This window comes from Bradyrhizobium cytisi (assembly GCF_008123515.1).
GTDB lineage: Bacteria > Pseudomonadota > Alphaproteobacteria > Rhizobiales > Xanthobacteraceae > Bradyrhizobium > Bradyrhizobium cytisi.
In genome coordinates this window covers 22,084-41,525 of sequence record NZ_VSSR01000109.1, presented here as the reverse complement: position 1 = coordinate 41,525, position 19,442 = coordinate 22,084, and the positions used below count along the sequence as shown (strand labels likewise).

Below are 19,442 nucleotides of genomic sequence, written 5' to 3'. Positions count from 1 at the left end.
ATAGGATGCAAAAGCGTCAGAAAATGACGCTTATCATATCAATTAGCCCAAAAGCGCCGCAGCGATCGCCGCACAAATTCGTGAACGTCATGGCCTGATGCTCGAGCCACGCAAATATGCATCGCCGGAAATTTCGACGCTTCATCGTTTCACATCGGTATGATTATTGTCGCGCACGAGTTCGCCAACTAGATCGCCGTAAGCAATCTGGCGAAGAAGGGAATGCATATGGCAACTGTTCTCACCATCAACGGCGAAACGAAATCATTCGACGCGCCACCCGAAATGCCGCTGCTGTGGGTGCTGCGCGACATTCTCGGCATGACCGGCACCAAATTCGGCTGCGGCATCGCGCAATGCGGCGCCTGTACCGTGCATGTCGACGGCAAGGCGGTGCGCTCCTGCGTGCTGCCGGTCAGCGCGGTCGCGAATCGCGCCGTCACCACCATCGAACATGTCGGCGGCACGCCGTCAGGCGCGAAGGTGCAGAAGGCCTGGCTCGATGCCGAGGTTATTCAGTGCGGCTATTGCCAGTCCGGCCAGATCATGTCGGCCGCGGCGCTGCTGGTGTCGACGCCCAACCCTGACGATGCCGACATCGACGCGGCGATGGCCGGCAACATCTGCCGCTGCGGCACCTATGTGCGCATCCGCGAGGCCATCAAGCAGGCCGCCAACGGCCGTCAGTCGTGAGGTCCGCCATGTTCACCGACAAGAATCTTCCGAACGTCTCCCGCCGCGCGCTGCTGACCGGCGGTCTCGCCACCGGCTTCCTGCTCGCCTTTCATCTGCCGCTGCGCGCAGCCGCCAACGAACCAGAGCAGAAGGATACGACCGACGGCAGGTTCGCCCCCAACGCTTTTATCCGCATCGACGAGACCGGCCGCACCGTCCTGATGATGCCGCAGGTCGAGATGGGCCAGGGCGTCTATACCTCGATCGCGATGATCCTGGCTGAGGAGCTCGATGCCGACTGGGCGAAGGTCGAGGTCCAGCACGCGCCGCCCAACGACAAGCTCTACGCCAATCCCGTGTTCGGCTTGCAGGCAACCGGTGGCTCGACCTCGATCCGCGCCTGGTGGAAACCGCTGCGCGCCGCCGGCGCCAGCGCGCGGGCCATGCTGGTGCAGGCCGCAGCGGCGCAATGGCAGGTCGATCCTGCCAGCTGCACGGCGTCGAAAGGCGAGGTCGTGCACGCCGCGAGCAGCCGCAAGATCGGTTATGGCGAACTGGCATTGGCCGCACAGGGCCAAACGCCGCCGAAGGACGTTGCGGTCAAGGACCCCAAGGACTTCGTCATCATCGGGCAGCCGCTGAAGCGGCTCGACACGCCGGACAAGGTCAACGGCAAGGTCGTCTACGGCATCGATGCGATCCTGCCGAACATGAAGATCGCGGTGATCGCCAATTGTCCGGTGTTCGGCGGCAAGGTCGGCAAGGTCGACGACACTGGGGCGATGAAAGTCGCCGGCGTGCGCAAGATCGTGGTGCTCGAGGATACGGTCGCGGTGATCGGCGACCACACATGGGCCGCCCAAAAAGGTCTCGAAGCGCTCAAGATCGAATGGAACGAGGGACCGAACGCAAAAATCAGCACCAAGGACATCTGGCAGGACCTGCGCGCCGCCAGCGAGAAGGACGGCGCGATCGCAAAATCAGTCGGCGACATCGCCAAGGGGCTGGCGAGCGGCGACAGATTCGAGGCGAGCTTCGAATTGCCGTTCCTGGCGCATGCCTCGATGGAGCCGATCAACGCCACTGTCCACGTCCGACCGGACGCCTGCGAGATCTGGACCGGCACGCAGATCATGACGCGCGTGCAGGCGGAGGCGGCGAAGGCCGCCGGCGTTCCCGTCGACAAGGTGATCGTCAACCAGCATCTGCTCGGCGGCGGCTTCGGCCGAAAGCTCGAGCCGGACATGGTGGTTGCGGCAGTGAAGATCGCAAAGCAGGTCGATTATCCCGTCAAGGTGATCTGGACCCGCGAGGAGGACATCCAGCACGACGTCTACCGCCCGGTCTATCGCGACCAGGTCACCGCGACACTGGTCGATGGCAAGGTGTCGGCCTGGAAATACAAGATCGCCGGCTCGGCGGTGATTGCACGCTGGCTGCCGCCGGCGTTCCAGAAGGGCATCGATATCGACGCGGTCGATGCCGCGGCGGACATGCCCTACGACTTTCCCAACTTCCAGGTCGAATATGTCCGCGCCGAACCGCCTGCGGTGCCGACCGGCTTCTGGCGCGGCGTCGGCCCGAACAACAACGTGTTCGCGTTCGAATGCGCGATGGACGAGCTGGCGCGCAAGGCCGGCAAGGACCCGGTCGAATTTCGCCGCGCCCATCTGACAAAGAACCCGCGCGCGCTGGCTGTGCTGAATCTGGTCGCGGAAAAATCCGGCTGGGGTGAGAGGCTGCCGCCACGCGTCGGCCGCGGCGTCTGCGTGCAGCCGTCGTTTGCCAGCTACCTCGCGACCGTGGTGGAAGCCGAGATCGACGACATCGGCGAGATCGTGCTCCGCCGCATCACCTCGGTGATCGACACCGGCATCGCTGTGAACCCCGACACGGTGAAGGCGCAGATCGAGGGCGGACTGATCTTCGGCCTCACCGCCGCGCTGTATGGCGAGATCACCATCGACAAGGGCCGCGTGCAGCAATCGAACTTCCACGACTACCGCATGATGCGCATCAACGAGACCCCGAAGATCGAGGTCATCGTCGTCAAGAGCGGCGAGGCGCCCGGCGGCATCGGCGAGGCCGGCGTCAATGCCGGACCGCCGGCGCTACGCAACGCGATTTACGCCGCAACCGGCGTAGCGCTGCGGCGCCTACCGATCGATCGGAAACTGCTGGCTGCGGGGAGGAAGGCATGAGCCGGACAATGCGTATCCTCGCAAGCCTGGTCGTGATCGCCATCGTCGCGGTGGCGCTCGGCGTCTTCATCATCCGCGGACCCGGTCCGCTGGATTTCGCTGGCGGCACCAAGGTGGCGCTGGCCGATTATCGCGCCGGCAAGCCCACGGGCGTGCCGGCCAGGCTCGAAAAAGCAAACCTGGTCGAGCGCGGCGAATATCTGGCGAAGGCGGCCGACTGCATGGTCTGCCACACCAGTCCGGGCGGGAAGGACTATTCCGGCGGGCTCGGCTTCAAGCTGCCGTTCGGCACGCTCTACTCGACCAACATCACGCCCGACAAAGAGACCGGCATCGGCAATTACAGCGACCAGGACTTCCTCGACGCGGTCCAGCGCGGCAAGCGGCACGACGGCGCCCGGCTCTATCCTGCGATGCCCTACACGTCCTACACCTACATGAGCGACGAGGACGTGCTGGCGGTGAAGGCCTATCTGTTCAGCCTGCCGGCGGTGCGCGCCAAGCCGCCGGAGAACACGCTGTCGTTCCCGTTCAACCAGCGCTGGGCGATGATGTTCTGGTCCGCCGTGTTCAACCCGGACACTCGGTTTGCGCCTGATACCTCGAAAAGCCCGGAGTGGAATCGCGGCGCGTATCTGGCGGAAGCCCTGGCGCATTGCGGCGAGTGCCACACGCCGCGCAATCTCGGCTTTGCGCTGGACAACCGCAAGAAGTTCGCCGGTGCCATCACCGCCGGCTGGCAGGCCTTCAACATCTCCTCCGACAAGGCCACCGGCCTCGGCAATTGGCGTGACGAGGATCTGATCGCCTATCTATCGCTCGGCCACGCGCCGGGCCACGGCGCGGCCTCGGGTCCGATGGGCGAAGCCGTCGACCACAGTTTCAGCCAGTTTGCGCCGGAGGACGTCCGCAGCATCGTTGCGTATTTGCGCAGCGTGCCGCCAGTGCCCTCGCCCGACCTGCCGGCCACCACGGCGCCGGTCGCACCCGCCTCGCACAAGGACGGCGTCACGGCAGATGCCCACGGCAAAAAGGTGTTCGCCAGCGCCTGCGCCAGCTGCCACGGCTGGAGCGGCGAAAGCCCGGTGTCGCCGATGGCGACGCTCACCGGCACCTGGACCGTCAACGACCCCGCCGCCACCAACGTCGCGCAGATCGTGCTCTCAGGCACCAAGCGCCACACGCCCGACGGCGCGCTGTCGATGCCCGCGTTCGGTAGTGCCTATACGGACGATGAGATCGCGGCGGTGGCGAACTACGTGACGGCGCGGTTCGGGACGAAGGGCTCGAAGCTGACGGCGAAGGATGTGGCGGAGTTACGGGAGCAGACGGCGGATTAATCTCGCGCGAACGCTGCTGCCCCTTCGCCCCTTATGGGAGAACGCGGGTCTATGTAGCGCGTTGAGACAGCTACGTAAATTAAATCTTGCGTTCATCTAGCGTCCCTTCCACGTGGTTCCATGCGCTCGTGCTACCATCGCTGCATGACGAATCCCTCGATGAAGATACTGCTGGGGCTGCTGACGCTCGCGATCATGACGAGGGCAGCGTCAGCGCTAGATTCGGTTGCCGACGCCAAACAATGCAGCGAAGCCGCGTTGGCGAGCTACGCCTTGACCAGCGCCGAACCCGCCGAAAAAATTGCCGAAATGGCTTTTCGGAGATGCTCCGACAAATGGCGCGAAGCCTTTGACCCTGTTGGCCGAGAGATGGATGCAAGTCCGACACTCAAAGAGGCGCAGGAAAACTGCATCAAACGGCTTGGCCCGTCGTCCTGCCCAGCGCCGCTGCCGTCCATCGTCGTTCTAATGAACGCCGCACAGCGAACCTTCCAATCTGATGCCGTGACCAAGGTCTTCGATATCCGTGCCAAGGTCGCCGGGGAATAGCGGTTTTTTGCACTAGGAATTTTTATGCCAAGACAACCGTTCTTACCGAGCCACTCGAAGGCCGATCTTATTTACGGCATCGGACATATTTCTAAAAAACCAAAGATTGCCGAAGCAACAGGCCGATGCATAATGGCTTGGTCGTATGTGGACTGGCAAATGGCGGTCTTGTTGGCCGCTCTGATAAAGGCAAACTCAGAAGCTTCGGTCGCGATCTTCCTCACGCTCAGAAATGCGCGGGCTCAACGCGATGTCCTCGTTGCCGCCGCAGAGATGACACTTGCGGAATCAGACCGCGAAATATTTGACGCGATCATGCTGATCTATGCGAGCCTTCAAACCCAACGCGCTGACATAGCACACGGAATTTTTGGTTCTATTCCTGACGGCAAAGAGGATGAAATCCCGTGGATCGAAACCAAGAATCTTTCCAAAGACTGGATCGAGAGATTCCACAAGCCAAAAAAAGAAGACTCACCGAAACAGCAAGACGAGAAGCTCGCTCAAAAATGCTGCACTTACATTTACAAACTAGCCGATCTTGAACGCCTCGAAGCCGAGATAGTCCAGCTCTGGGGTGTTGCATTCACCTTCACATCGTACCTGAACCATCCCGGCTTGCCGGTGGCTGTAGAGGCACTCAAGAAGCAATGCGCCGACTCGCCTCTTATGACGCAAGCGTTAGAACGGATGCGGAAATCGAAAGAGTAACATTCGGATTTATGAGGTTTTTTGCTTGCGCATCATGCTGGACAGCAACGTACACGACTTAATTGCGGCCGATCAGGCTGTCCTTCGCGTGCTTCGAGAGCGCATCGCTGAAGGCTCGATTAAACTTGTCAGCACCCACGTTCAGCGCGATGAACTGTCACGGGCTCCGGAGCCGAAGCGAGCCGCGTTGATGGCGATCTATGGGTTGACCGAAAATGTATCGACGGCTGGCGCAGTTTGGGACGTCTCTAGTTGGGATGAATGCAGTTGGGGCAGCGACGAAGGGAACGCCTCTATCGCGGCGCTAACGGGGGGAAATGCAAAGCACGCGGAGGATGCGCTGATAGCAGCAACAGCTTCGTGCGAGGCTGATGTTCTTGTAACAAACGAAACCCGGCTTGCCGCCAAAATCCGGCGCGCCAATATTTCGGTAAAGGTATGGTCGTGGGGTGAGTTCGTCGCCTCGCTCCGTTGATGGAAATCAGAGCGCCTTGCGCCGTAGCCTGCCGTAAGCAACGTGAATCCACAGAAGGACTGCTTTGCGATGGTATCTCTGCTGCCATCGCCCGATGTCGCCGCACGATCAGCAGCGCTTCGCGAAAATGAGCTCTGACTTGACGATCGCTGCGGATTCGAGCCGCCGCTTCATCTGGTCACCATCGACGCAAGCGCTCGACCAGTGTCGTGCGCTACGGTCCGCGAAGCATCGAACAGGTCTGCTCCGGAACATCTCGGATCAACCGGCTCAAAATGCTCGCGCCGCTGGTGGTGACGTGCATCAGCGCGGAGGGTATGGGCCGGTGGCGCGAAGCGCCGGATGAGGGGTCTGTCTCCGCGAGTGCGGCTCAGAGTGAGACTCGCGGAGAGAGACCCCTCACCCGTCTCGCCGCTTATGCGGCGAGCCACCCTCTCCCACAAGGGGGCCCACAAGGGGCGAGGGTGCACCGACAATGCCGCACGAGAAATCAGCTCAACCAGAACTTCGGCGTCGCCGGCTCCAGCCGGCCGCCCGCACGCACCGGAGCAATCCGAAGCGCGAGGCCCGTCGCGTCATCGGTCTCCACCGCGACGCCGCTGAGCGTCGCGACGCCCGCGGCCGGCTCGAACCGGCCCGACGGAATTCCCGACGTGAACCTCCGCAGCGGCTCTTCCTTCTGCATGCCGATGATGGAATCGTAATCGCCGGTCATGCCGGCGTCGGTCATGTAGGCGGTGCCGCCTGATAGAATCTGGTGGTCGGCGGTCGGCACATGGGTGTGGGTGCCGACGACGAGGCTGGCGCGACCGTCGCAGAAGAAGCCGATGCCCTGCTTCTCGCTGCTCGCCTCGCAATGGAAGTCGACCACGATGGCGTCCGCAGCAATGCCGAGCGGACAGGCGCCGAGCTCGCGCTCGAGCGCTGCAAAGGGATCGTCGAACGGGGTCATGAAGACGCGCCCCAAAGCATTGACGACGAGCGCATGCTTGCCGTTCTTGGCCTCGACCAGGGCGGCGCCGCGGCCGGGCGTGCCGCGCGGATAGTTCGCCGGCCGCACCAGTCGCTCGGCGCGCTCGATGAAGACGAGCGCCTCGCGCTGGTCCCAGGAGTGATTGCCGAGCGTCACCGCATCGGCACCGGCATCGAGAAATTCCTGATAGATCGCTTCCGTGATGCCGAAGCCTCCCGCCGAATTCTCGCCGTTGACGACGACGAAATCGAGCGACCAGTCCTTGATCATGCCGGGCAGATATTCGGCGATGGCGTTGCGGCCGCTACGGCCGACGACATCACCCACGAACAGAATGCGCAACTTCAGAACTCCGGAAATCGAAAACGTCCGATTCCGTTAGCACATAATCCAGCGCCACGTCGTGGGCTAGTGCCGGAACCGCCTTGATCTCCTGCGCTGCAAAAGCGAGCCCGATGCCGACGATCTGCTTCGTCTTGCGGAGGTGCGCGAAGGTGTGGTCGTAGTGCCCCGCGCCATAGCCGATGCGATGGCCGAGACGGTCGAAGGCGGCGAGTGGCGTCAGCATGATGTCGGGGATGACTTCGGCGGCCGCCGGCGAAGGCTCGGGAATGCCGAGCGGACCGAGCATCAAGCGGTCGTTCGGATGGAAGAGACGGAAGACCAGCGACTGTCCGCGCGCCGTGACGCAGGGCAGCGCCAGCCTGGCGCCCTCTTCAGTGAGCTTCTTCAGCAGCGGCATCGGATCGATCTCGCTGCGGATCGGCGAGTAGCCGGAGACGATGCTGCCGGGCAGCAGCTTGAACGGCAGCCCGCGCTCGGCAAGCTTGGCGGCGGCTGCGATGCGCTTCTTCTCACTCAGAGCATCACGCGCCGCGAGGGCTTTGGCACGGAGCTCGGATTTGGTGTTGGTCATGTGCTTCGGTCCCCACGTCATGACCCGCCTTGTGCGCCCTTGCGCACTGGGGCGGGTGATCCAGTATTCCAGAGCCGGTGGTGATTCACACAGAGGCAGCGGCGTACTGGATGCCCCGGTCAAGCCGGGGCATGACACCTACTGAATTGGCCGCAGTCGTTTCGACAAGCACAAACCAGGCAAACACAAAAGTGCGAAGCCGCAAACGCCGTTGAAGCACTCGATCCCGGAGTTCCCTACGAAAGTAGGTGGGCACCATATGTCCGGGCCCACGGGCCCGGCCAGGGACAGTTCCCTAAAGGATCGATAAGGCCCCGGGGATATATGGCTCCGGACGCGCGTCGCAGCCTCGCCTGCGCAATGTAACAACGATACTGACGAATCACCAGAGCGATCGCACGTGGCCACCGAACGCGGCGAGAGAACTTGGCCTGCATGGTTCGAGACGCCCGCTTTGGGCGGGCTCCTCACCATGAGGGTTTAAGATTTCACCGCGAAACAAGACCTCATCCTGAGGAGCCCGCCGCAGCGGGCGTCTCGAAGGATGGCCACAAGGGAAACGCCAAAATCAACCGATCGCGATGCCGTTGCCGACGGTGCGGTTCAGGACCTGAGTCGACTTCTCGATGCGCTCGGCGGCAGAGTTCAGCGCGTTGACCACGGCGGTCTGGGTCATCCGGGCACGCTCGACGGCAGCGTTGCGGAAATCCCGCAGTTCGGTCAGCTCCTGCTCCATGGTGCGGATGCGGTTGCCGGCGTCGACCAACTCGTCGCAGACGGTCAGCGCCGCCATCACGGTGAGCCTGGCATCGCCGATCTCGCCGAATTTTCCGCGCAGCGACTGAATCCGCGTCTCCAGGCCTTCGGCAAGCTTCAACAGCCGCACCTCCTGGCCCTCCTCGCAGGCCATGCGGTATTGCCGGGCGTTGATGGTGACGTTGATGTGGCTCATCCGTCCTCTCCGGTATCAAGTACCGAACGTATCGTGACGATTGCGGACTCCAGCCGATCGGAGATCTCGCGATTGGTGCGCTCGAGCTTGCGCGCTTTCACCAGTGCACCGTCGAGCTCGTCGGCAAGCCGCGAACGATCGGCGCCCAGCGCCTGGATTCGCGTCGCAAGCTCATTCTCGTCGCGGTCAGCATCGCGCCTTCGCTCGACTGCGCTTTCAAGCGCGTCGAGCGCCGCCGTGAGCCTGCGGGTCGCGATCTCGATCTCGACGGCGGAGGACTCCGTCATGGCAGCGCTGTTGGATACGCGATCGTTCATGCAGTCAGCGGCGGAACCTGTGGGCTTGACCCGTGGCCTTTACCTGGGAGCTTGCCGTCCGGCAAAAGACTCGGTTCGGCAAGCGGTTAGAAGCAGAAATTTACGTGGCAAGCTAGCCAAGCGCAACGCCGCCGCGAAACTATGCACCGCTAAGCAACTTTTACGGCCAAACCGGCGTTTGACTGCCTTGGCCTGCCGGAACCGAGATGCTATCCCAGCCGCGCCCCCAGCGGCCGAAAGGCTCTTTCCGGCGCGGCGAATTCTGCCACAAGCGCCTCATTTCAGACGGATTTCAGACATGACGCAGGTCGATCCCAACCGTATGGCCAACGCGATCCGCGGCCTCTCGATGGATGCCGTCGAGAAGGCAAAGTCGGGTCATCCGGGCCTACCGATGGGCGCCGCCGACATGGCCACGGTGCTGTTCACGCAGTTCCTCAAATACGATGCTACCGCAATCGACTGGCCGGACCGCGACCGCTTCGTGCTCTCCGCCGGTCACGGCTCGATGCTGCTCTATTCGCTGCTGCACCTGACCGGCAACGGCGACATGACGCTGGACCAGCTCAAGCAATTCCGCCAGCTCGGCGGATTGACGCCGGGTCACCCCGAGAACTTCCACACAAAGGGCATCGAGACCACCACCGGCCCGCTCGGCCAGGGTATCTCGACCGCAGTCGGCATGGCGCTCGCCGAGAAGATGCTCGCCGCCGAGTTCGGCAAGAAGATCGTCGACCACCACACCTACGTGCTCGCTTCCGACGGCGACCTGATGGAAGGCGTGTCGCAGGAAGCGATCGCGATGGCCGGGCACTGGAAGCTCGGCAAGCTGATCGTGCTCTACGACGACAACGGCATCTCGATCGACGGCCCGACCTCGATCTCCGATTCGGTCGACCAGGTGAAGCGCTTCAAGGCGTGCGGCTGGGCGGCCGAGAAGATCGACGGCCATGACCAGGCCGCGATTGCCGCCGCGATCACCCGTGCGCAAAAATCCAACAAGCCGACGCTGATCGCCTGCCGCACCACCATCGGCTTCGGCGCGCCGCACAAGGCCGGCACCGCCAAGGCGCATGGCGAGGCGCTCGGCGCCGACGAGCTCAAGGCCGCCAAGGAAAATCTCGGCATCTCGCTCGAGCCGTTCTCAGTGCCGGATGACGTGCTTAAGGCCTGGCGCGCAGCCGGCTCGCGCGGCGCCGCGGCACGACAGGAGTGGGAAGGACGGCTCGGCGAGCTCGGCAGCCGCAAGCGCGCCGAGTTCGAGCGCCGCGTGCGCCACGAGCGTCCGGCTTCGCTGGCGAAGGCCGTGCGCACGTACAAGAAGGAGCTGCTGGAGAAGCCGATGACCGCGGCCACCCGCAAGTCGTCGGAAGCCGTGATCGAGGTGATTGCCGGTGCGATGCCGATGGAATTCCTCGCGGGCTCCGCCGACCTCACCGGCTCCAACAACAACAAGGCGAAGTCGGCAACCGCCTTCTCCGCCAAGACGCCGAAAGGCCGCTTCATCCATTACGGCATCCGCGAGCACGGCATGTGTGCCGCGATGAACGGCATCTTCCTGCACGGCGGCTTCGCACCGAACGGTGCGACCTTCCTCGTGTTCACCGACTATGCGCGTCCGGCGATGCGCCTGGCGGCGCTGATGGGCACCGGTGTGGTCTACGTGATGACGCACGATTCCATCGGCCTTGGCGAGGACGGCCCGACCCATCAGCCGGTCGAGCATCTCGCCGCGCTTCGCGCCATCCCGAACATGCGCGTGTTCCGCCCCTGCGATTCCGTCGAGGTCGCCGAGTGCTGGGAGCTGGCGCTGAATCGTATCGACGGCCCGACGGTGCTGGCGCTGACGCGGCAGAACCTGCCGCAGCTCCGCACCACCGCACCGAACGAGAATCCCTGCGCCCAGGGCGCCTACGAGCTGGTGGCCGCGCAAGGGGAAGCCAAGGCGACGCTGTTCGCATCCGGCTCCGAGGTTGAGATCGCGGTGGCCGCCCAGAAGCAGCTCGTCGAGCGCGGCATCCCGTCGCGGGTGGTCTCGGTGCCCTCGCTCGAGCTGTTGTTAGCGCAACCAGAGGCCAAGCGTGCCGCCATCATCGGCAACGCGCCGGTGAAGGTCGCGATCGAGGCCGCCGTGCGCTGGGGCTGGGATGCCGTGATCGGCCAGGATGGCGAATTTATCGGCATGCATTCCTTCGGCGCGAGCGCGCCGGCCAAGGATCTTTACAAGCATTTCGGCATTACCGCCGAGGCCGCGGTTAACGCCGTGCTGAAGCGCGTATCCTGAGAGTTGAGCTTGCCAAAAAAAAGGACTACGTAATCTCTCATATGATCAAGCACCGCCCGGCTGAACCGGGCGTCCGCCCCTAAAAAACCCTCGCAGGCGCGTATAGCGCGTTGTGCGGGAAGACTAGGCGTTATCGAGCCCGTCATTGAACGGTCATAAGGAGATGAAACATGGCAGTCCGCGTCGGAATTAACGGTTTTGGCCGCATCGGCCGCAACATCCTGCGGGCTATCGCCGAGTCCGGCCGCAAGGACATCGAGGTCGTCGGCATCAACGACCTCGGCCCGGTCGAGACCAACGCCCACCTCCTCCGCTTCGACAGCGTTCATGGCCGCTTCCCCGGCACCGTCACCGTCGACGGCGACTCGATCAGCCTCGGCAACGGCAAGATCAAGGTGACCGCCGAGCGCGATCCCTCGAAGCTGCCCTGGAAAGATCTCGGCGTCGACATCGCGATGGAATGCACCGGCATCTTCACCGCGAAGGACAAGGCATCCGCGCATCTGACCGCCGGCGCCAAGCGCGTGCTGGTCTCCGCGCCTGCCGACGGCGCCGACGCCACCATCGTCTACGGCGTCAACCACGACACGCTGACCAAGGACCACATGGTGGTCTCGAACGGCTCGTGCACCACCAACTGCCTCGCGCCGGTCGCCAAGGTGCTGAACGATCTCGTCGGCATCGAGACCGGCTTCATGACCACGATCCACGCCTATACCGGCGACCAGCCGACGCTGGACACGCTGCACAAGGATCTCTATCGCGGCCGTGCGGCTGCGATGTCGATGATCCCGACCTCGACCGGTGCCGCCAAGGCGATCGGCCTCGTGCTGCCCGAGCTGAAGGGCAAGCTCGACGGCGTCTCGATCCGCGTGCCGTCGCCGAACGTCTCGGTGATCGACCTCAAGATCGTCGCCAAGCGCGCCGCCGATCCGAAGGAAATCAACGAGGCGATGAAGCGCGCCTCCGAGCAGCAGCTCAAGGGCATCCTCGGCTACACCAACGCGCCGAATGTCTCGATCGACTTCAATCACGATCCGCACTCGGCCACCTTCCACATGGACCAGACCAAGGTGCAGAACGGCACGCTGGTGCGCGTGATGGCCTGGTACGACAACGAGTGGGGCTTCTCGAACCGCATGGCGGACACCGCCGTCGCGTTCGCGAAGGTGATCTAAGCGTTTACTCTCGTGTCCCGGACGCGGTGCAGCGCGCTTGCGCTGCTCCGCAGAGCCGGGACCCATTCAACTGCGGGACTCGCTGCAATGTGGGTCCCGGTTCTGCACAGCAGCGCTTCGCGCCGCTAGTTGCGCCCGGGACAAGAGCGCCCGGGACAAGAGAGAGTATCCGATGGCGAACAAATTCCGCACCCTCGACGACGTCGACGTGAAGGGCAAGCGCGTGCTGCTGCGCGTCGATCTCAATGTGCCCATGGACAACGGACGCGTCAGCGACGCGACCCGGCTCGAGCGCGTCGCGCCGACCATCACCGAAATCTCGGACAAGGGCGGCAAGGTCATCCTGCTCGCGCATTTCGGCCGGCCGAAGGGCCGCGATGCCAAGGACTCACTGAGGCCGGTCGCCGAAGCGCTGTCGAAGGTCGTGAAGAAGCCCGTCGCGTTCGCTGAGGATTGCATCGGCGAGCCCGCGGCCAAGGCTGTAGCGGCGCTAGAGGATGGCGACATCCTCTGTCTGGAAAACACCCGCTTCCACAAAGAGGAAGAGAAGAACGATCCGGCCTTCGTCGCGGAGCTGGCAAAGCTCGGCGACATCTGGGTCAGTGACGCGTTCTCCGCGGCGCACCGCGCCCATGCCTCGACCGAAGGTCTCGGCCACAAGCTGCCGGCCTATGCCGGCCGCACCATGCAGGCCGAGCTCGACGCGCTGGAGAAGGCGCTGGGTTCGCCGACCAAGCCTGTCATCGCGATCATCGGCGGCGCAAAGGTCTCGACCAAGATCGACCTGCTCGAGAACCTCGTGAGCAAGGTCGACGCGCTCGTGATCGGCGGCGGCATGGCCAACACCTTCCTGCACGCCCAGGGCGTCGGCATCGGCAAGTCGCTGGCCGAGAAGGATCTCGCTGCCACTGCGTTGCGCATCGCGGAGAAGGCCTCGGCCGCCAAGTGCGCCATCATCCTCCCGGTCGATGCCACCGTCGCCTATCATTTCGCCGCCAACGCGCCGTCGCACGCCTATGGGCTCGATGCGATCCCGGCCGACGGCATGATCCTCGACGTCGGCCCACAATCGATCGCACGCATCCACGCCGCCATCGACGATGCGGCGACACTGGTCTGGAACGGACCGCTCGGCGCGTTCGAGATGCAGCCGTTCGACCGTGGCACGATGGCAGCCGCCAAGCACGCCGCCGCGCGCACCAAGGCCAAGAAGCTGATCTCGATCGCGGGCGGCGGCGACACGGTCGCGGCCCTCAACCAGGCCCATGTGGCCGGTGATTTCACCTATGTCTCGACCGCCGGTGGCGCATTTCTTGAATGGATGGAGGGCAAGCCCCTGCCCGGCGTCGAGGTTCTGCGCATCAAGTAATCAGACGGCAAGAAACCGGCAAGAAACAAGCGGCCCTGAGGCCCGAACGGAGAAAAAGACAGATGGCTCGGATCACGTTGCGTCAATTGCTCGACCATGCGGCGGAACACGATTACGGCGTCCCGGCCTTCAACATCAACAACATGGAGCAGGCGCTGGCGATCATGGACGCGGCCAACCAGGTCGACGCGCCCGTCATCATCCAGGCCTCGCGCGGCGCGCGCTCCTACGCCAACGACGTCATGCTCAAGCACATGATGGACGCGGTCACCGAGATCTACCCGCACATTCCGGTCTGCGTGCATCTCGACCACGGCAACGAGGCCGCCACCTGCATGACCGCGATCCAGGCCGGCTTCACCTCGGTGATGATGGACGGCTCGCTCAAGGCCGACGGCAAGACCCCCGGCGACTGGACCTACAATGTCGGCGTCACCAAGACCGTGACCGACATGGCCCATCTCGGCGGCATCTCGGTCGAGGGCGAGCTCGGCGTGCTCGGCTCGCTAGAAACCGGCATGGGCGACAAGGAAGACGGCCACGGCGCCGAAGGCAAGCTGAGCCACGACCAGCTCCTGACCAATCCGGACGAGGCCGTGAAGTTCGTCCAGGAGACCAAGGTCGACGCGCTCGCGATCGCAATGGGGACGTCTCACGGTGCTTACAAATTTACCCGCAAGCCGGACGGCGACATCCTCGCCATGAACGTGATCGAGGAGATCCATCGCAAGCTGCCCAACACGCATCTCGTGATGCACGGCTCCTCGTCGGTGCCGCAGGACCTCCAGGACATCATCAACGCCCATGGCGGCAAGATGAAGCCGACCTGGGGCGTGCCGGTTGCCGAGATCCAGCGCGGCATCAAGCACGGCGTGCGCAAGATCAACATCGACACCGACAACCGCATGGCCATGACCGGCCAGATCCGGAAAGTGCTCAAGGACAATCCGGAAGAGTTCGATCCGCGCAAGTATCTGAAGCCGGCGATGGAAGCCATGACCAAGCTGTGCAAGCAGCGGCTCCAGGAGTTCAACACCGCCGGCCAAGCCTCCAAGTTCAAGAAGATCCTGACCCCCGCCGACATGGCCAAGCGCTACGCCAAGGGCGAGCTCGACCCCAAGGTGGCGTAAGGACCGCGCGAGGGCGTGAAGCCCCGGCACGCTCTATCGTCTCCCTCGCCCCGCCCTTCGCGGGGAGAGGGCGGGGTGAGGGGCTGCTTCCGCAAAGGCGGTGACAGACGGACTCGCGGAGGCCCCCCTCACCCGGTCGCTTCGCGACCGACCTCTCCCCGCAAGCGGGGCGAGGAGAACCGTCGCCAGCCGCTCATTTGCGGCCCTCCCCGCCCCCTTTACCCTGCGACGAACGTTAACTCGGCAATTGCCCGAGAACCGTCTATTTTCACAGGCAAGGGCAGAATCGTTTTGGGAGGACCTCTCGATGAATCTGACTGAGCTCAACGGAATCGCGACCGCCATGGTCGCACCCGGCAAAGGCATCCTTGCCGCCGACGAATCCTCCGGCACCATCAAGAAGCGCTTTGACGCGATCGGCGTGGAATCGACCGAAGCCAACCGCCGCGACTACCGCGAGATGCTGTTCCGCTCGAGAGAGGCCATGAGCCAGTACATCTCGGGCGTGATCCTCTATGACGAGACGATCTGGCAGGCGGCAGGCGACGGCACGCCGCTGGTCAAGCTGATCGAGAGTAGCGGCGCCATTCCCGGCATCAAGGTCGACGAGGGCACGCAAGCCCTGCCGATGTGCCCGGGCGAAACAGTCACCGTCGGGCTGGACAAGCTTGCCGAGCGGCTGAAGAAATATTACGAGCGCGGCGCCCGCTTCGCCAAATGGCGCGCGGTGATCGATATCGGCAGCGGTATTCCCTCGATGACCGCGATCAGCGTCAATGCCCATGCGCTGGCGCGCTATGCCGCGCTGTGCCAGGCCGCGCAGATCGTGCCGATCGTCGAGCCGGAGGTGCTGATGGATGGTGATCACGACATCGACCGCTGCTATGAGGTCACGAGCCGCGTGCTCAACGAGACGTTCCAGGAATTGCGCGTGCAGCGCGTCGCGCTCGAAGGCATGGTATTGAAGCCGAACATGGCGATCTCGGGCAAGAAATGCGCAAAGCAGGCCTCCGTCGAGGAGGTCGCGGAGAAGACAATCCGGCTGCTGAAGGCGTGCGTGCCGGCGGCGGTGCCCGGCATCGCCTTCCTCTCCGGCGGCCAGGCGGACGAGGAGGCGACTGCGCACCTCAACGCCATGCACAAGCTTGGCAGGCTACCCTGGGGCCTGACCTTCTCCTACGGCCGCGCCCTGCAGGCCGCGCCGCAGAAGGCCTGGTCGGGCAAGGCCGAGAACGTCGCGGCCGGACAAAATGCATTCAGTCATCGTGCACGCATGAATGGCCTCGCCTCCAAAGGCGAATGGCAAAGCAGCCTGGAAAAGAAGGCAGCCTAGATCTTGTCGAACAAATCGCCTCCGCCGCGCCCGGCGCCGCGTCTTTATCTCGCGACGCCTGTTGTCGACGATCCCGCCGCGCTCCTCGCCGAGTTGCCGGCGCTGCTCGCAGCCGTCGATGTCGCAGCCGTGCTGGTGCGGCTGAAGGAGACCGACCAGCGCACCATGATCTCGCGGATCAAGGCGCTCGCGCCGATGGTGCAGAACGCCGGCGCGGCCCTGCTCGTCGACGGCCATCCCGAGATCGTCGCACGCGGCGGCGCCGATGGCGCGCATCTCGCAGGCATCGCCGCGCTGGAAGAGGCGATGCCCTCGCTCAAGCCCGATCGCATCGCCGGTGTCGGCGGGCTCGAGACGCGGCACGAGTCCATGAACGCGGGCGAGATGGGTGCTGATTACGTGCTGTTCGGCGAGCCCGATACGAAGGGCCAGCGCCCGTCGTCCCAGGCGATCGCCGAACGGCTGGACTGGTGGGCCGAGCTGTTCGAGCCGCCCTGCGTCGGCTTTGCGATGTCGTTCGAGGAAGCCCACGACTTCGCCGCCAGCGGCGCCGATTTCGTGCTGGTCGGCGACCTCGTCTGGGCGGATTCGCGCGGGCCGAAGGCCGCGCTGATCGAGGCCGATGCCGCGATCAAGAGGGCCTTCACGGCTGTTGCCGCGGGCCAGGGCTAGCGCCCCGCCATGACACTCCTGCGCATCACGCTTCTGACCACGCTGCTGCTGGCGGCGCCTGCGGCCGCGCAGCTCCAGATCACGCCGCCGGCGACGATCCCGAGCCCTGCGAAGCCCAAGGAAACGGCAAAGGAAAAGCCAAAGGTCGCGCCGCACACGATCACCAGGAAGAAGGAGGCCGCACCGGCGCCAAAGCCGTCGGCCTCGCCGAGCCCGACGCTGCCGGCAACCGTGATCCCCGCGCCGCCGACCGACAATTCCAACGTCGACCTGGTGTTCGGCGCCTATCAGCGCGGCCAGTACAAGACCGCCTTCGACCTCGCCAGCGCGCGCGCCAAGACCGGCGATGCCAAGGCCATGACCATGCTGGGCGAGCTCTATTCCAACGCCATGGGCATCAGGCGCGACTACGCCAAGGCGATCGAATGGTACAAGCGCGCCTCCGACGCCGGCGACCGTGAGGCGATGTTCGCGCTCGCCATGCTGCGCATCGCCGGCCGCGGCGGCCCCGTCGACAAGGGCGAGGCGGTCAAGCTGATGGCCTCCGCCGCCAAGCTCGGCGAGCCCAGGGCGGCCTATAACCTTGCCCTGCTTTATCTGGACGGCCAGACCCTGCCGCAGGACGTCAACCGCTCCGCCGAGCTGTTGCGCCAGGCGGCCGATGCCGGGCTGCCCGAGGCGCAATACGCCCTCGCGACCTTCTACAAGGAAGGCACCGGCGTGCCGAAGGACCCCGATCGGTCGGTGCGGCTGCTGCAGGCAGCCTCGCTGGCCGACAATGTCGATGCCGAGGTTGAATATGCCATCGCCATGTTCAACGGCGCCGGCACGCCGAAGAACCAGCCCGCAGCCGTGGCGTTGCTGCGCAAGGCCTCCCGCCAGGGCAGCGCGATCGCGCAGAACCGCCTCGCCTGGGTCCTGATCAACGGCATGGGCACATCCGTGGACAAGGTCGAGGGGTTCAAATGGCATCTGGTGGCCAAAACCTCCGGCAAGGGCGACCCGGAGCTCGACAAGCAGCTGGCCGATCTGCCCGCCGACGACCGCGCCAAGGCGGAGGCCGCCGCCAAAAAATGGCTCGGAAACAAATGACCTGACACCAAATGCCCTGCAAATGACCTGAACGACTTGACGTTTGGCCCCTCGCGGGGCACCCAATCCCCTCAAATGGCGCGGTTCTGCGCCTCCTCCCCCGATCAAGACCAGAGCTCATGCTGTATTCCGCCACTATCAATGTCATGGTCAAGGCCGCGCGCCGCGCCGGCCGCAGCCTCAAGCGCGATCTCGGCGAGATCGAGCATTTGCAAGTCTCGCTGAAGGGGCCGGCCAATTTCGTCTCGCTCGCCGACAAGCGTGCCGAAGAAATTCTCTACCAGGACCTCGCCAAGGCGCGGCCGGGTTACGGCTTCATCGGCGAGGAAGGCGGCACGCGGGAAGGCTCCGACAAGAGCCACACCTGGATCGTCGACCCGCTCGACGGCACCACCAACTTCCTGCACGGCATCCCGCAATTCGCGATCTCGATCGGTCTGGTGCGCGAGGGCACCATCATCGCAGGCGTGATCTACAACCCCGCCAATGACGAGCTCTATATCGCCGAGCGCGGCAAGGGCGTCTTCCTCAACGACCAGCGCCTGCGCGTCGCCGGCCGCCGCCAACTCAACGAATGCGTGGTGGCCTGCGGCCTGCCCCATATCGGCCGCGGCGACCACGAGGAATTCCGCCGCGAGATGACCGCGATCCAGGACCGCGTCGCCGGCCTGCGCCGCTTCGGCGCCGCCTCCCTCGACCTCGCCTTCGTCGCCGCCGGCCGCCTCGACGGCTACTGGGAACGCAATCTGCAATCCTGGGACATCGCCGCCGGCATGCTGATGGTGCGCGAAGCGGGCGGAACGGTGAGCGATATCAACACGCCGGGCGATGCGCTCGTCACGGGCGACGTCGTGTGCGGGAACGAGTTCGTGCACGGCGAGCTGGTGAAGATTTTGAGGAAGGCAGCGTAGGCCGAGGCCACACCTTACACACTGCGGTCATCGTCCGCGAAGGCGGACGATCCAGTACTCACCGGCATGCGCGGCGATTAGACTCATGAGGCGTCTTGAGCGCGCCACGTAGCGCTGCTCAAACCAGCTCATCAATGCGGTCCGCGACGCTGACGAATGTTGGCCGGTCATCCGATCCTGGGGGATGGTTGAAGGCCACGACCCGGCCAATGCTATCGTAGCATCCGCATTACTAGGGCGTGGACTCGCTACGGGCAGCGAGCCATAGCCGGATGGATGCGATCTGGACGAAGGCAAGATAGTTGGCGGCAAGCTTATCGTAGCGTGTAGCGATCCGACGACGTTGCCTGATCCGGTTGGATCT

The 19,442-nt window shown here is 64.1% G+C and carries 18 protein-coding genes, 1 other RNA gene and 1 pseudogene; 14 read left to right on the top strand and 6 right to left on the bottom strand.

The genetic code is table 11. The features are described 5' to 3' along the window. Positions 1-228 precede the first annotated feature (228 nt). From FXB38_RS40240 to FXB38_RS40215, 6 genes are all read left to right on the top strand, one after another. Entirely contained in the window at positions 229-693 is a 465-nt protein-coding gene (locus FXB38_RS40240) for a (2Fe-2S)-binding protein (protein WP_187435491.1), read from the top strand. A gap of 8 nt (positions 694-701) precedes the next feature. Next, the gene (locus tag FXB38_RS40235) at positions 702-2,876 is read left to right on the top strand and encodes a xanthine dehydrogenase family protein molybdopterin-binding subunit (RefSeq protein WP_148756426.1); all 2,175 of its coding nucleotides are present in this window, start codon (positions 702-704) and stop codon (positions 2,874-2,876) included. Next, positions 2,873-4,216, top strand: a complete 1,344-nt coding sequence (locus FXB38_RS40230; RefSeq protein WP_148756425.1) for a cytochrome c — start codon at positions 2,873-2,875, stop codon at positions 4,214-4,216. The genes FXB38_RS40235 and FXB38_RS40230 overlap by 4 nt, the downstream gene beginning before the upstream one ends. A gap of 159 nt (positions 4,217-4,375) precedes the next feature. Then, the gene (locus FXB38_RS40225; RefSeq protein WP_148756424.1) at positions 4,376-4,765 is read left to right on the top strand and encodes a hypothetical protein; all 390 of its coding nucleotides are present in this window, start codon (positions 4,376-4,378) and stop codon (positions 4,763-4,765) included. 24 nt (positions 4,766-4,789) lie between these two features. Then, positions 4,790-5,476: a hypothetical protein gene (locus FXB38_RS40220; protein ID WP_148756423.1), complete on the top strand. Its 687-nt coding sequence runs from the start codon at positions 4,790-4,792 to the stop codon at positions 5,474-5,476. A 25-nt stretch (positions 5,477-5,501) separates the two neighbouring features. Then, the gene (locus FXB38_RS40215; RefSeq protein ID WP_148756422.1) at positions 5,502-5,951 is read left to right on the top strand and encodes a hypothetical protein; all 450 of its coding nucleotides are present in this window, start codon (positions 5,502-5,504) and stop codon (positions 5,949-5,951) included. 490 nt (positions 5,952-6,441) lie between these two features. Here FXB38_RS40215 and FXB38_RS40210 read toward each other — a convergent pair whose 3' ends face one another. From FXB38_RS40210 to FXB38_RS40190, 5 genes are all read right to left on the bottom strand, one after another. After that, complete coding sequence (locus tag FXB38_RS40210) at positions 6,442-7,266, bottom strand: TIGR00282 family metallophosphoesterase (protein WP_187435490.1); 825 nt, start codon at positions 7,264-7,266, stop codon at positions 6,442-6,444. Further along, positions 7,244-7,840, bottom strand: a complete 597-nt coding sequence (locus tag FXB38_RS40205; protein ID WP_148756421.1) for a 5-formyltetrahydrofolate cyclo-ligase — start codon at positions 7,838-7,840, stop codon at positions 7,244-7,246. Before FXB38_RS40205 ends, FXB38_RS40210 begins: the two co-directional genes overlap by 23 nt. A 192-nt stretch (positions 7,841-8,032) precedes the next feature. After that, positions 8,033-8,193: non-coding RNA, 6S RNA (gene ssrS / locus FXB38_RS40200), on the bottom strand. Positions 8,194-8,408: 215 nt separating this feature from the next. Next, entirely contained in the window at positions 8,409-8,792 is a 384-nt protein-coding gene (locus tag FXB38_RS40195; RefSeq protein WP_148756420.1) for a cell division protein ZapA, read from the bottom strand. Next, complete coding sequence (locus FXB38_RS40190) at positions 8,789-9,109, bottom strand: DUF4164 domain-containing protein (protein WP_187435489.1); 321 nt, start codon at positions 9,107-9,109, stop codon at positions 8,789-8,791. Before FXB38_RS40190 ends, FXB38_RS40195 begins: the two co-directional genes overlap by 4 nt. A 289-nt stretch (positions 9,110-9,398) precedes the next feature. On the opposite strand from FXB38_RS40190, the gene tkt reads away from it, so the two are divergent. The 8 genes from tkt to FXB38_RS40150 all read left to right on the top strand — a co-directional run bounded on the left by tkt (position 9,399) and on the right by FXB38_RS40150 (position 19,078). Next, positions 9,399-11,393 carry a transketolase gene (gene tkt, locus FXB38_RS40185; protein WP_347340269.1) on the top strand — a complete coding sequence of 665 codons (1,995 nt, stop codon included), beginning with the start codon at positions 9,399-9,401 and terminating at the stop codon, positions 11,391-11,393. A 170-nt stretch (positions 11,394-11,563) separates the two neighbouring features. Next, positions 11,564-12,571, top strand: a complete 1,008-nt coding sequence (gene gap, locus FXB38_RS40180) for a type I glyceraldehyde-3-phosphate dehydrogenase (RefSeq protein WP_148756418.1) — start codon at positions 11,564-11,566, stop codon at positions 12,569-12,571. A gap of 172 nt (positions 12,572-12,743) precedes the next feature. After that, positions 12,744-13,940 carry a phosphoglycerate kinase gene (locus tag FXB38_RS40175; protein WP_148756417.1) on the top strand — a complete coding sequence of 399 codons (1,197 nt, stop codon included), beginning with the start codon at positions 12,744-12,746 and terminating at the stop codon, positions 13,938-13,940. Between the two features lie 62 nt (positions 13,941-14,002). Further along, the gene (gene fba / locus FXB38_RS40170; RefSeq protein ID WP_148756416.1) at positions 14,003-15,070 is read left to right on the top strand and encodes a class II fructose-bisphosphate aldolase; all 1,068 of its coding nucleotides are present in this window, start codon (positions 14,003-14,005) and stop codon (positions 15,068-15,070) included. 307 nt (positions 15,071-15,377) lie between these two features. Next, on the top strand, positions 15,378-16,403 hold the full coding sequence (locus tag FXB38_RS40165) for a class I fructose-bisphosphate aldolase (RefSeq protein ID WP_148756415.1): 1,026 nt from the start codon (positions 15,378-15,380) through the stop codon (positions 16,401-16,403). 3 nt (positions 16,404-16,406) lie between these two features. Next, positions 16,407-17,075, top strand: coding sequence for a thiamine phosphate synthase (locus FXB38_RS40160; protein ID WP_148756414.1), 669 nt, complete (start codon positions 16,407-16,409; stop codon positions 17,073-17,075). 9 nt (positions 17,076-17,084) lie between these two features. Then, positions 17,085-18,167: a tetratricopeptide repeat protein gene (locus FXB38_RS40155; protein ID WP_148756413.1), complete on the top strand. Its 1,083-nt coding sequence runs from the start codon at positions 17,085-17,087 to the stop codon at positions 18,165-18,167. A 119-nt stretch (positions 18,168-18,286) separates the two neighbouring features. After that, the gene (locus FXB38_RS40150) at positions 18,287-19,078 is read left to right on the top strand and encodes an inositol monophosphatase family protein (RefSeq protein ID WP_148756412.1); all 792 of its coding nucleotides are present in this window, start codon (positions 18,287-18,289) and stop codon (positions 19,076-19,078) included. 232 nt (positions 19,079-19,310) lie between these two features. Here FXB38_RS40150 and FXB38_RS40145 read toward each other — a convergent pair. Then, positions 19,311-19,436, bottom strand: a pseudogene (locus FXB38_RS40145) (IS5/IS1182 family transposase); the annotation flags it as partial. Positions 19,437-19,442 lie beyond the last annotated feature (6 nt).

What these genes read in the sequence shown, in the direction of transcription:
- FXB38_RS40235 (WP_148756426.1), top strand. Translation starts at nt 702, where the DNA reads ATGTTCACCGACAAGAATCTTCCGAACGTCTCCCGCCGCGCGCTGCTG.
- FXB38_RS40205 (WP_148756421.1), bottom strand. Translation starts at nt 7,840, where the DNA reads ATGACCAACACCAAATCCGAGCTCCGTGCCAAAGCCCTCGCGGCGCGT.
- FXB38_RS40155 (WP_148756413.1), top strand. Translation starts at nt 17,085, where the DNA reads ATGACACTCCTGCGCATCACGCTTCTGACCACGCTGCTGCTGGCGGCG.
- FXB38_RS40175 (WP_148756417.1), top strand. Translation starts at nt 12,744, where the DNA reads ATGGCGAACAAATTCCGCACCCTCGACGACGTCGACGTGAAGGGCAAG.
- FXB38_RS40240 (WP_187435491.1), top strand. Translation starts at nt 229, where the DNA reads ATGGCAACTGTTCTCACCATCAACGGCGAAACGAAATCATTCGACGCG.
- FXB38_RS40225 (WP_148756424.1), top strand. Translation starts at nt 4,376, where the DNA reads ATGAAGATACTGCTGGGGCTGCTGACGCTCGCGATCATGACGAGGGCA.
- FXB38_RS40230 (WP_148756425.1), top strand. Translation starts at nt 2,873, where the DNA reads ATGAGCCGGACAATGCGTATCCTCGCAAGCCTGGTCGTGATCGCCATC.
- FXB38_RS40190 (WP_187435489.1), bottom strand. Translation starts at nt 9,109, where the DNA reads ATGAACGATCGCGTATCCAACAGCGCTGCCATGACGGAGTCCTCCGCC.
- FXB38_RS40165 (WP_148756415.1), top strand. Translation starts at nt 15,378, where the DNA reads ATGAATCTGACTGAGCTCAACGGAATCGCGACCGCCATGGTCGCACCC.
- gap (WP_148756418.1), top strand. Translation starts at nt 11,564, where the DNA reads ATGGCAGTCCGCGTCGGAATTAACGGTTTTGGCCGCATCGGCCGCAAC.
- FXB38_RS40220 (WP_148756423.1), top strand. Translation starts at nt 4,790, where the DNA reads ATGCCAAGACAACCGTTCTTACCGAGCCACTCGAAGGCCGATCTTATT.
- FXB38_RS40150 (WP_148756412.1), top strand. Translation starts at nt 18,287, where the DNA reads ATGCTGTATTCCGCCACTATCAATGTCATGGTCAAGGCCGCGCGCCGC.
- FXB38_RS40195 (WP_148756420.1), bottom strand. Translation starts at nt 8,792, where the DNA reads ATGAGCCACATCAACGTCACCATCAACGCCCGGCAATACCGCATGGCC.
- fba (WP_148756416.1), top strand. Translation starts at nt 14,003, where the DNA reads ATGGCTCGGATCACGTTGCGTCAATTGCTCGACCATGCGGCGGAACAC.